This window comes from Mesorhizobium sp. LEGMi-168a (assembly GCF_058312955.1).
In genome coordinates this window covers 18119-29669 of the sequence record NZ_JBZEGV010000046.1, presented here as the reverse complement: position 1 = coordinate 29669, position 11551 = coordinate 18119, and the positions used below count along the sequence as shown (strand labels likewise).

Sequence of the window (11551 nt, the reverse complement as noted above, 5' to 3'; positions counted from 1 at the left end):
CGATACCGGCCGATTATGGACCTATGTGCGCGATTATGTGCACCTCGTGATTATGCGCAGATTGCTGAGGCAGGAGGCTTTAACCGTCGGATTCTCGGACGACTTCCGGCTGGCGAACTGCGCATAACTTCAGAGACTCATCAGGAACTGCATGAGCTGGTCCGGCGGACGATATCGACCTTGACTAGACGTCATGGGCTGCAGTCGGTTGAGTGTACGTTCCTTCATCGCGAGATCTGCTTGAAGGTACATATGCGTCGTCGCGGAACTCTCATGACCGAGCCACAGAGCGATGACGCTGATATCGACGCCGGACTGCAGGAGATGCATCGCCGTGGTGTGGCGGATGGTGTGAGGCGAAATCGAGCGGCTCGCGAGTTGCGGGTAACGTTCCGCCGCAGCCGATACCGCAAGTTCAAAGCGCTGGGTGACGTTTGAACGCACCATGCGCCCTCCGCTTCGGTTCGGAAACAGGAAGTCCTCCTCGCTTGTGAAAGCCAGCCGACGTTTCCAGTTACGGATCAAGCTGACTGTCGTACGCCAAAGCGGCACGCTACGGTCTTTACGTCCCTTACCATGCAAGTGTGCAACCGCCGCGCCATCGACGATAACCTCGCCGACGCGCAGGCCGATGGCTTCGGACACACGGGCGCCAGTGTTGTACATCAGGCTGAACAGCGTGCGGTCCCGTTCACCTGCCCAGGTCCGCGCATCCGGCGCGTCAAGAATCGCCTGCATCTCCTCGCGCGAGAGAAATCCCAGGACCGGCCGGTCGAACCGTTTCATCGGAATGGCCAGTGCCTGTTGGATGACGATGAGCGCAGTCAGGTCGTAATGGGCAGCATACTTCAGAAAGGAGCGAAGTGCCGCCAAGCGGGCATTGCGCGTGCGCGCACCGTTGCTCCGTTCCTTCTCCAGATGGTCGAGGAAGTCCAGGATCAATTGCGCATCAAGATCTGCCAAGATCAGCCGGGTGGGCGCCTTGCCAATCTTCGCTTCGGCGAAGCCAAGCAACAATCGAAAAGTGTCCCGGTAGGCTGCGATGGTGCGAGGGCTGACAGCTCGCTGGTTGCCCAGATGTTCGACAAAGAAGCGTTGAAGCAGGATGGGGAAGGACGGTGTCGGGTTGAGATCAGACACGATAATCTCCTCCGACATTTGCTGCGAAAAGCTCGAAACGCCTGCCAGAGACCGCCATGAGTTCTGGGACGGCGGTCAGATACCAATAGGTATCGGAGATTTTGGCGTGGCCGACGTAGGTCGAGAGCGCTGCCATCCTATTGTCGATATCGGCGCCATGTTCGTGCCAAAGCTGAACGCGGCGGCAAATAAAGGTGTGGCGCAGGTCATGGATGCGCACTTCACGATGGCCGCCCCGCGGAACCCAACCGAGTTTGGTACGAAGCTTCTGGAAAATCTTATTGATCCTCCGCTCCGCGATGAATCCGCCCTCTGAGGAAAGGAACAGCGGCGAATCCTTGGATAGAGCGCCATGACGCGCACGAACCTCGAGATAGCGCCGCAACGCGGCTACGACGGTGGCATGCATAGGCACATGCCTGGACTTACGGAACTTGGTATTACGAATCGTAAGGACCGCGCTGTCGAGATTGATATCGCCGTAGCGCAGCTGGAGTGCTTCCGAGCGTCGTAGCCCCGTAGCCGCGATCAGTCCGAAGATCGTTGCGTATGTCGCTGGTCGCAAACCGCCCTTGGGAGTCAGCCGCGAAGCGGCAGCCACGAGATCGCATATCTCCTGCTCTGAATAGATATGCGGCGTGAGGCGTCGATGTGCACGACCAAAGATCGCGGTCTCAGGGAACTCAGTGTCGGGATCAACCCGCGTCAGATACCTCGCGAACGGGCGAAGGACCTCGAGGCGCCGGGCCCAGGAGAGCGGGGTAGCTTTTTTGGCCTGACCTTGCACCCAGTTCAGAACGACACCGTTGGTGAGTGGGCCGCGATGACCGTGTTGGTCTGCGAACAGGGCGAAAGCGGTAATGTAATGGCCCTCCATCCTGAGCTTAAAACCAAGGGCGCGGCGCTCGGATAAATAGTCCTCGGCCAACGAGAGCATCGTGCGTGCGTTGATCATTGTGCGCTCCCCGGCCAAGGCAGAGCCACAGCAGATAGATTGTTCAGATCAACCTTTGCATAGATGGCGGACGTGTCGACGCTTCGATGCCGCAAGATGTCCGCAATCTCCTTCATCGGCGCGCCGGCGCGTAGAAGTCGGCTGGCAGCGCTGTGGCGGAGAATGTGGACCCCGGTTCGCGTCCATCCACATCTTCGGTAGCCGGCCAATACTGCGCGTACGACGCTCTTGGTTGTGATCGGTTTGTCGTAGGGTGCGACGTGACGAACAAATACGGCTCGGTTCGCCGTCGTAGGACGCTCCTCACGCAGATAGGCCGCAATCGCCGCTCCTGTTGAGACTGGCAGGGGCAGAGTATCAGCCCGTCGACTCTTGGTGCCGACAAGGTTGATTGTACCATTGGACCAGTTGATGTCGTTAAGTTGCAACTTGACGACTTCGCCGGATCGCAGGCCGAGATCGATTAGGCACCGCACCATCGCATAAGCTCGCAGGCGCGACGGAAACGACTGATCAAACGAACTCAGCAGTTGGTCGATCTCGGCGTCGGTCAGAACCTCCGGTAATGACGCCAACCGCCAGCGCGCGACTCGGGGAATTGCGGCCTTCAGTTCGCTCACCCGATCGCCGGATATACTGCGAAAGCGGAGATAGCAGGCAATGGTGGCGCCGATCGCGGCGATGGCTGCGGAGCCTCGCCCCTGCTCGCCGAGGATGAAGTGACGGACGGTCGTGGCTTTGACTGTCGCCATCGAAATGGGCTGCTCGCCGACATGTTCGACAAGAAACTCCTCAACCACTTTGCAGCGCCGCCGACGGGTCCTGTCTGCCAAACCCCAGACGTCGCGCATGTGGATATCGAAACGCGTCAACTCCTGTTCGATAGCGGAGTTCCGAGCCGGATACTGCGGCACCACGCCGCCAGCTTTGAGTACCTCCAGAAGTTGGCCAAGTGCCGCCTGCAGGTCATGACGAATACGGCGGACCGGATCGTGGCAGACGCATGCCGGCAAGTGTTCCGAGAGAAAGCGAATGACGGCGACTTGACCGATCGCTTCCAGGCGGTAGCCCTCCTGTGTCAGCCAATGGGCGAAGTGCGCGATGCAGCACATGTAGGCGCGCTGGGTGCCCGGAGCATATCGCCTTCGTTGCAAATGCTCCCCGTATTGCGAAACGTAAGGCTGAAGAATACTTCCTTCCAGCCAAGCGCGCGGCCGTGGCTGTATGACGATCATCTTTTGCATACTGATCCTATTGAGCTGATTACGCTCGATAGGAGACACAAGAATTATGCGCAGTTCGCCAGCCGGAAGTCGTCCGAGAATCCGACGGTTAAAGCCTCCTGCCTCAGCAATCTGCGCATAATCACGAGGTGCACATAATCGCGGTTATGGAGATCTCTACATAACCGCGATGACCGACCGTTCGGCGGCGCCGATCCGCCGGCGGCGGTGTTCTATTATTCCCGCGATCGCCGAGGGGAACATCCCGCGGCGCATCTCGCCGGCTGGAGCGGCATTCTGCAGGCCGATGCCTTTGGCGGTTATGGCGATCTCTATGCGGCGGATCGTCAGCCGGCGCCTGTTCTGGAAGCCAGCTGCTGGGCCCACAGCCGGCGCAAAGTGTTCGAGCTGGCCGATATCGAAGCGGCGGCGCACAAGAAGGCGCGCGGCGACAAGCCCAACCTGGTCTATCCGCTCGCGGTTGAAGCCGTGCAGCGCATCGATGCCCTGTTCGATATCGAGCGCGAGATCAATGGCCTGTCGCCGGCCCAACGCCACGCCGTACGCCAAGAGCGGAGCATGCCACTGGTCACCGAACTCGAGCGCTGGATGATCGAGACGCGCGACAAGCTCTCGCGCGGACACGATCTGAGCAAGGCCTTCAACTACATGCTGCGTCGCTGGGCATCCTTCATCCGGTTCCTCGACGATGGGCGCATTTGCCTATCGAACAATGCGGCCGAGCGAGCCCTGCGCGGTATCGCTCTTGGCAGAAAGTCCTGGCTGTTCTGCGGTTCCGATCGCGGCGGACAGCGCGCTGCCGTTCTCTACAGCCTGATCGTCAGCGCCAAGATGAACGATATCGACCCGCAATCCTGGCTCGCCGACGTCCTTGCCCGACTGCCCGCCTATCCGGCCCATCGGATCGATGATTTGCTGCCGTGGAATTGGAGATCCGCAAAACTGCGGATCCAACCAGCGGCGGCCTGATCATGCAGCGCAATAAGGTGCATCACGTCCACACCGTCGACCGTGTCGCCAGGGACCTCGGCGTCAGCGAAGCGCTCATCCAGGACCTGACCCTCGGTCTCGAGCCCGAGGACGGCGTCATCTGGGTCTACGGAGCCAACGATGACGACGGGATCTTGGCCTTCACCGATGAAGGCATCGAGGAGGTCGAACTCCTCCTTGAAGAATATCATCGCGTCTCCGCATCGAAAGCTTGACCTCAGCACCGCGATGCTCATGGCCGCCGGATACGCACGCCTGCGGTCTTCACCGGATGAGTACGCTGATTTTGCCCGAGCTTTCGATTGTCCGAATTCTCCTGCAGCCTGACAGGGTCGTGGTTGCTGCTCGGCCGAAGGCGATGGAGTCGTGCTGTCCATGTTGCGGTCGGCGAACCCGCCATGTCCATAGTCACTACATGCGTGGTTGACAGATCGTACCCATCCGCGGAGACAGCAGAAATGCGTATCCGCGGCAATGAGCACCTGAGCACGACGGTGCTGAGGTCAAGCTTTCGATGGTGAGACGCGATGATATTCTTCGAGGAGGAGTTCGATCTCCTCGATACCTTCATGCACCCGTTTTGAGCGGAGGTGCCGCGCGTCACGGAAATTGCCCCCTCGGCGCCACGAGGGATTGCCCCTCCGTGAATAGCTGAGGAGAGAGCAAATGAACGAACCGAATCACGGAAGCCCGTCGTGGAGTGATCCACGGGGGCAGGTGATTAAGACGCCGGACGATGTGGCGGAGATGTTGCACCTGAAGGCGTGCGAGTGGGGGCTGAAGCGGATCGCTCGGCAGCTGGGCTGCAGCCATCACAGGGTGAAGGTCTACGTGGCGGCGGACGGCGTGAAGCCATTCAAGTCGCCGGAGCGGCCGAAACGGCTCGACGGCCTTGAGGGTTGGCTGCGCGAGCGGTTCATTCGGCATCGCGGCAATGCGGATGTGGTGCGCTAGGACCTGCTGGCCGAGAAGGGCGTGGCGGGTCAGCCGGCGAACATTGCAACGCGCCGTGCAGCCCTATCGTCAGGCGCTGAGGGCCGAGGCGCTGGCGACAACGCGGTTCGAGACGCCACCGCGGCGACAACCGCAGATCGATTTCGGCGAGCGTCTGGTCGAGATCGGCGGCGCGAAGATCAAGGCATTCGTGTTCGTGGCGACGCTCGGGCATTCGCGACGGCTGCATGTGCGTGCGTTCCGGGCCGAGAAGCAGAGCATTGGTTCGCCGGGATCGAGAGCGCGTTCACGACCTTCGGCGGAGTGCCGGAGGAAATTCTGATGGTCAATCCGCGCGCGCTTGTCGTGCGCCACGACGCGGCGAGCCCGTCGGTTGTGTTCAACGACAAGCTCATCGCGCGAAGCATTGGGGCTTCCGTCTTCGCGCCTGCGCACCGTATCGGGCGCGCACGAAGGGCAAGACCGAGAACGGCGTTGGCTATGTGAAGAAGAACGCAATCGCGGGTCATTCCTTCACGAACTGGGAGGCATTCGAGGCGCATCTCGCCAAGTGGGAACGCGGGGTGGCGAACGCGCGCATCCACGGCACGACCGGCGAGGCGCCGATGGGCCCGCTTCGAGCGCGACGAGGCGCACCGTTTGAAACCGCTCATCGGGCGACCGTCGTTCGGATTGTTGCGCGAACTGAGCCGCATCGTCTACAACGATTGCGCCGTCGAGGTCGATACCAATAGCTACTCGGTGCTGTGGCGGTTGATCGGCGAGCGCGTGGCAGTAACGGTCGCGGCTGGCGAGGTGCGCATCCGTCAAGGCTGCGCGAGGTTGCGGTCCACAGGCAATCGCAGGGTTGCCGCATGCGGATCGTCGATTCCGCCCACCTCGACGGGGTTGCGGGTTGCAATGGCGCTGTCTGCCAAGCGAAGGCATCGGCGGTGCCGGCGTCGTCTGCGCCGCCCTCGTTGTTGCGTCCCCTTGCCGAATACGAAGCAGCGATCGCAGGGGGCTTTTGATGGCGCGCGCAAACAAAGCAACCGAAGCACCGATCGATCCGCTCGACGCCATGCTGGCGCGATCGCAGCTCTTCGGCATCCCCGACCAGCTCGACAGCCTGCTCGACGAGGCAGCGCGCGCGAACCTATCGACGCGCGAGACGCTGATCCTGCTGCGCGAGCGTGAGATCGCGCGCTAGGATCACCGCCGCATCGAGATGGTGCTGAAGCTCCCACACTTCCCGGTCGTGAAGGAGCTTGCGGGCTTCGACTTCGAGCACAGCCGTCGATCGATCCCAAGCAGATCCGCGACCTGGCCGCGTCTCGCGCTGGATCGCCAACGGCAAGAACGTGTTGCTGCTCGGCCCGCCGGGCGTCGGCAAGACGCGCTTGGCGATCGCGCTCGGGCGTGAGGCGATCCTGGCCGGATATACAGCGGAGTTCACAACGGCGACTGGTCGCTGGCCACGCTAAGGCGCACGGCGATCGGCGCCTGGACGAGAAACTGCTGGCGCTGTCGAAACCAAAGCTGCTGATCGTCGACGAGTTCGGCTACCTGCCGCTGGAGCCCGACGCGGCGCACCTGTTCTTCCAGCTGGTCAGCCGGCGCTATGAAACCGGCGCCATGCTGATCACGTCGAACCGCAGCGTTGCCGAATGGGGCACGTGTTCGCCGATCCGGTGGCCGCGACCGCGATCCTCGACCGGCTCTTGCACCACAGCCACATGCTGACCATCCGCGGCGACTGCTACCGGCTCCGCGCCAAGCGAAATCGCGGCCTCATCAGGCCGCACGCCGGTGACAGGCCTCCGGTCGGCTCCGCCTCCCTCCGACCCGTCACCGTGGAACCAACCTTCAATCGACATCATGAACACCAAGGTGGGGGCAGTTCTACATGACGCAAAGGGGCAGTTCTGGATTGCGTTTGACAGCGGAGGGGGACGCAGTGTTCGCGAGTCTTGGCGACATATTTGTTTCAGCAGCGCCTGCAGGCCGTCGGCGCTCAGCTTGCCGCCGTGCGCGAGGAAAGAGAGCCCTTGCGCCCCGCTTCCTGGACTCGTTGAGCCGGGTCCGAAGGGCTTGCTGTACAACCTCGGTGAGTCGCGTACTTCGCTCCTTGCGGCCCGGGCGCTATGGGCCGACTCCTCGAATGACGCATATCTGAAGAAAGACCGAACGGCCGTGAGGCGGAGGTAATACCAGATCCTCACTGAGGCGGATCGCAATGTCTCGACGTCCTCCAGGAATGCGCCGATGAAAGGCGCGTCCAAATCCTGCAGTATCAACTGCGACGGAGACCTGCCAAGGCGTGTCTGCTCGAACGCAAACAGGCTCCTGCCCTTCGCTGGCAAGGGGCCGCGACGATGCGGTCGAATCCCCCGACGACCCGATAATATGCTCCGGTTACATCCGCCTTGATTAACTCTTTGAAACAAATGAGGGGTGGGACGCGACCCCTTTAATATTCGCCTGCTACCCAAGACTGCCTCTTTTTTGTTGGCCGAGCAAAGAAAGACGACCTATCGGACTCTTCCTGATGCCACCAGGAGCTATTGTGCCGATTCTCGAGCGACGGCGCAGGCAATCTCTAGCGCATCTAGCGGCATTGGCACCAACTCCGTCAGATCTGTTGCATGCGTTTCAAGGAATCCTGCCGCCGCCGCGGACGAAATGGACATCAGCATCGGCGGCTGGAAGGCGAACAACGACAAGGCAGAAAGCCGGGCGCGCTCCTCCTCAAAACTGCTAGGCTCATAGGTGACAGCCATCCTCTTTGCGAGATCCGGGACCGAGAATGGGGTAGTTCCCGAAAGCTCGTAGCACCGGCCGGCATGGGCAACAGGATCGCAGAGCACAGCAAGCGCCGCTTGGGCTAGATCCGCCCTTGCGACGGCCGAAATCCGACCCTCGCCAAAAGGCGTGGCAATCAGCCCGCCGCGCGGCGCAGCGAGAGCGCCGATCAGCTCTGCATAGAGACCGTTGCGAAGGATGGTCCAGGCCATGCCGCTCGCCCGAAGCTCGCGCTCGGTCCAGCGATGGGCCAGGGCAAAGCCGAGATGATCACTAGCATGGGTGAGGCTAGTATAGACAACGCGCGCCACCCCCTGAGCGCGGGCAGCAGCCAGAACGGCACCATGTCGTCGCATCACGCAATCATCTTCGGCAGAGCCTGCCGAAGTCAACAACATGGTCTTGACTCCGGTGAAGTCGAGAGATTCAGGTCTGTCGAAGTCCATTTGCCGATCAGCGCTGGCCGCTCTGCTGCCGGTGAGAACGGCAATGCCTTGCTGCCGTGCCCGTGTCACGATCTGCGATGCCAACTGGCCCGAGGCTCCGGTAATGAGGATCATGGTCTCTTCCTTTCGTGGATGTGTGTCACTTAACTAGGGCGCCGTGTCCACTTCACACGGGGTTCCGAAATGCGCCATGGATCTTCACCCTGCCACCTTTCTGGCTACCTGCGGGTCTTCTGAACATGAGAATTGCGGATGGCGCTTGTTCCTCGACTGTCTCGGTGAGCGGTGACGCTCATGATGCTGGCCGAGTTATCAGTCGGTCATCGTCGCTGTCGTCAACTGGAATGGGACTTAACGGAATCTTGCAAGCGAATGACGACCCTGATGCTTCGGCGGCCTGCCGCGACTCGTTGAACATGTTGAGTTCAATTCTGAATCCCTTAACCGACGCGCTAGAAAAAAGGTCATGGAACAGCGGGAGGTCGCCTGCGCCTTGGCTTTTCAAGCAACAGTAGTCGGTAACCAAAATCGCCAAGTGCCTAAAGCCTGGATCGTGTCCCGGTAGGTGGTGTAGCTGACGGCTCGGTCGCCGTGCTCCCCGGGAGAAGGCCGGGAAGGTCAACGCGCCACTGCCGGCAGGCTGACGAAGGGATCATCGCTCAACGGGGCGATGGTTTCCAGCGTCATGTATCTGGCGCGCTGGACGGCCCATTCGTCGTTCTGTTCGAGCAGCAGCGCACCGACAAGGCGCACGATGGCCTCGTCGTTGGGGAAAATGCCGACGACGTCGGTCCTGCGCTTGATCTCGCCGTTGATGCGCTCGATCGGGTTGATCGAGTGCAGCTTGGCACGATGCTCCTTGGGGAAGGTCATGTAGGCGAGCACGTCGTGCTCGGCCTCGTCCATGATGGTGGCGAGTTTGGGAACCTTGGGCCGGATCTGATCAGCGACGGCGCGCCATTGGGCACTGGCGGCCTCCGCTGTCTCCTGGGCGAAGGCTGTGGCGATGAAGGCGGCAACAACACGGCGACCGCTCTTGCCGGCATGCGCCAGCGCGTTCCTGATGAAGTGAACCCGGCAGCGTTGCCAGGTCGCGTTGAGCACCTTGCTGATGGCCGCCTTGATGCCCTCGTGCGCATCCGAAACGACCAGCTTGACGCCGCGCAGGCCGCGCCGCGTCAGCTTGCGCAGGAACTCCGTCCAGATCGGCTCGGCTTCGGAGGTGCCGACCTCCATGCCCAGCACCTCGCGGCGGCCGTCTGCGTTGACGCCCACTGCGATGATGACGGCTACCGAGACGATGCGCCCGCCGCGGCGCACCTTCAGGTAGGTGGCGTCGATCCAGATGTAGGGCCAGTCGCCTTCGATCGGTCGCTCGAGAAAGGCCTTCACCTTGCCGTCGATCTCCTCGCACAATCGGCTGACCTGGCTCTTCGAGATGCCGCCCCCACCCATCGCCTTGACAAGATCGTCGACCGAGCGCGTCGAGATGCCTTGGACATAAGCCTCCTGGATCACTGCGGTGAGCGCCTTCTCGGCCATCCGCCGCGGCTCCAGGAAGCTCGGGAAGTAGGAGCCTTTCCTTTAGCTTGGGGATGCGCAGCTCAACCGTACCGGCTCGCGTCTCCCAGTCCCGGTCGCGATAGCCGTTGCGCTGCACCAGCCGCAGCGGGTTCTTCTCGCCATAGCCGGCGCCGGTGGTGGCTCCCACCTCCATCTCCATCAGACGCTCGGCGGCAAAGCCGATCATCTCGCGCAACAGATCGGCATCGGAGCTCTTCTCCACGAGCGTGCGCAGGTTCCTCATGTCGTCGGTCATCGATCGTTCCTTCGAATCAAGGTTGGCTCAGCAACCCGACCCTACCGGGGAACATCGATGACCGCCCCTGAAGCCGCTCGCTCGCTACAGCGCTGTTGAGGGCGCGCGATCGAGCGGCTTCGCTGCCGCCGAGCTACACCACTCCTGGAGACACGACCAAAGCCTGGGCTTCGCAAGTTTAACTCGATACTCCTCATCTAAGATGGCGGGCAAGGGGATCTTCTTGGTGCGTGCACCGTCGACTGAGATCATTCGCCACTAACGAAACTGGAATCGTCGCTGGTCAACCAAAGCACCAAGGCGTTGGGCAGATTTGACGTATAGAAGACCAACTCATGTTGGACGTTATTAAATCATGATGAGTGCTATGCCAACAGAATCCGATTTTAGTATTACTGTATAACGGTATGTTTTTAGTGTATATGATACGTGCATCATTTCACTTAAAGTCGTTAACGTAACCGGAATAGTTACCATCATTGTCACGATAATATTACAGTAAAACTTATTTAATGAATTTATTAAGCCGTTTCATGTTTTCTGTAACTAAGAAGCCATTGACGCGGCTTCAATTGAGAAGACCTTTTGCGATGCGGGCAACCTGCTACCAAGTTCGGTCTCTCGCGCACTCGCCCGCACCCTTCGATGATCTGCGCCTTCACGACCCTGAGCATGCGCAGACATAGCCGCGCGTCAGCAGGTATCCTGACGTCGTTCTCGTCGTTGACGACCACGAGCAGTTGTTCGATCCCATTCCGCCCGATACGCGCCACGATCCCGAACTCGGATATGTGCGCTCGCAACGCGTTCGATATCTGCGTGCGCTGGCGGTTGAGCATCAACCGGACCCGGTGGCGTCATCGGTGTTTTTACGCAACAGGGTTTGGCATCGACAATCAGACCTTTACCGGAAAGCGCTTGACCACCGCTCTCCACCGGCCGCTCGGTACAGCGCTATTGAGGGCGCTCGCTAGCGGCTTTCTCGGGCTAACCGTTCCCAGAGACACGATCTTGTCCCAAGCTGGACAAAAGATGTCGGAAACCCGACGAAACAGCTTGGTATGCCGCCCTTTCGGAACTGGGCACGAATAGTGCGATTAGAGGTGCTCATGGAAACCGGCACGCAACTTGCTTGAGCATTAGAAATGACTGCGATTCCGTCTACAGAGCCGATTGGGATGACCGCTTTCGGACTGGCGGTCATCCATACTCTGTGAGCAGA

The 11551-nt window shown here is 60.5% G+C and carries 9 protein-coding genes and 3 pseudogenes; 6 read left to right on the top strand and 6 right to left on the bottom strand.

The features are described 5' to 3' along the window. Positions 1-129: 129 nt before the first annotated feature. Genes AC4FWB_RS32430 through AC4FWB_RS32420 form a run of 3 tightly spaced genes read right to left on the bottom strand, consistent with a single transcriptional unit; the run spans position 130 to position 3339 of the window. A complete protein-coding gene (locus AC4FWB_RS32430; protein ID WP_491030309.1) occupies positions 130-1140 on the bottom strand; it encodes a tyrosine-type recombinase/integrase in 1011 nt (336 codons plus the stop codon). Next, complete coding sequence (locus AC4FWB_RS32425) at positions 1133-2095, bottom strand: tyrosine-type recombinase/integrase (protein ID WP_491030308.1); 963 nt, start codon at positions 2093-2095, stop codon at positions 1133-1135. The genes AC4FWB_RS32430 and AC4FWB_RS32425 overlap by 8 nt, the downstream gene beginning before the upstream one ends. Beyond that, positions 2092-3339 carry a site-specific integrase gene (locus AC4FWB_RS32420; RefSeq protein ID WP_491030307.1) on the bottom strand — a complete coding sequence of 416 codons (1248 nt, stop codon included), beginning with the start codon at positions 3337-3339 and terminating at the stop codon, positions 2092-2094. The genes AC4FWB_RS32425 and AC4FWB_RS32420 overlap by 4 nt, the downstream gene beginning before the upstream one ends. 141 nt (positions 3340-3480) lie before the next feature. Between AC4FWB_RS32420 and tnpC the strand changes: the two are divergent. The 6 genes and pseudogenes from tnpC to istB form a co-directional block, all read left to right on the top strand. Further along, positions 3481-4308 (top strand): annotated as a pseudogene (gene tnpC, locus AC4FWB_RS32415) (IS66 family transposase); the annotation flags it as partial. A gap of 2 nt (positions 4309-4310) precedes the next feature. Beyond that, entirely contained in the window at positions 4311-4544 is a 234-nt protein-coding gene (locus AC4FWB_RS32410) for a hypothetical protein (RefSeq protein ID WP_491030306.1), read from the top strand. Between the two features lie 451 nt (positions 4545-4995). Then, positions 4996-5283: a hypothetical protein gene (locus AC4FWB_RS32405; protein ID WP_491030305.1), complete on the top strand. Its 288-nt coding sequence runs from the start codon at positions 4996-4998 to the stop codon at positions 5281-5283. Between the two features lie 43 nt (positions 5284-5326). Next, positions 5327-5605 (top strand): hypothetical protein, encoded by a 279-nt coding sequence (locus AC4FWB_RS32400; protein ID WP_491030304.1) that lies wholly within the window; start codon positions 5327-5329, stop codon positions 5603-5605. Between the two features lie 317 nt (positions 5606-5922). Next, complete coding sequence (locus AC4FWB_RS32395) at positions 5923-6459, top strand: Mu transposase domain-containing protein (RefSeq protein ID WP_491030303.1); 537 nt, start codon at positions 5923-5925, stop codon at positions 6457-6459. Beyond that, positions 6344-7144: pseudogene (istB, locus tag AC4FWB_RS32390) on the top strand (IS21-like element helper ATPase IstB). The gene AC4FWB_RS32395 and the pseudogene istB overlap by 116 nt, the downstream one beginning before the upstream one ends. Before the next feature lie 679 nt (positions 7145-7823). On the opposite strand, the gene AC4FWB_RS32385 reads toward istB, so the two are convergent. From AC4FWB_RS32385 to AC4FWB_RS32375, 3 genes and pseudogenes are all read right to left on the bottom strand, one after another. Then, complete coding sequence (locus AC4FWB_RS32385) at positions 7824-8624, bottom strand: NAD(P)H-binding protein (protein WP_491030302.1); 801 nt, start codon at positions 8622-8624, stop codon at positions 7824-7826. Between the two features lie 504 nt (positions 8625-9128). Then, positions 9129-10329: pseudogene (locus AC4FWB_RS32380) on the bottom strand (IS256 family transposase). Between the two features lie 521 nt (positions 10330-10850). Beyond that, positions 10851-11168: a hypothetical protein gene (locus tag AC4FWB_RS32375; RefSeq protein ID WP_491030301.1), complete on the bottom strand. Its 318-nt coding sequence runs from the start codon at positions 11166-11168 to the stop codon at positions 10851-10853. Positions 11169-11551: the final 383 nt, after the last annotated feature.

Coding starts and splice junctions, on each gene's coding strand:
- AC4FWB_RS32425 (WP_491030308.1), bottom strand. CDS start 2,095: ATGATCAACGCACGCACGATGCTCTCGTTGGCCGAGGACTATTTATCC.
- AC4FWB_RS32405 (WP_491030305.1), top strand. CDS start 4,996: ATGAACGAACCGAATCACGGAAGCCCGTCGTGGAGTGATCCACGGGGG.
- AC4FWB_RS32410 (WP_491030306.1), top strand. CDS start 4,311: ATGCAGCGCAATAAGGTGCATCACGTCCACACCGTCGACCGTGTCGCC.
- AC4FWB_RS32385 (WP_491030302.1), bottom strand. CDS start 8,624: ATGATCCTCATTACCGGAGCCTCGGGCCAGTTGGCATCGCAGATCGTG.
- AC4FWB_RS32420 (WP_491030307.1), bottom strand. CDS start 3,339: ATGCAAAAGATGATCGTCATACAGCCACGGCCGCGCGCTTGGCTGGAA.
- AC4FWB_RS32375 (WP_491030301.1), bottom strand. CDS start 11,168: ATGCTCAACCGCCAGCGCACGCAGATATCGAACGCGTTGCGAGCGCAC.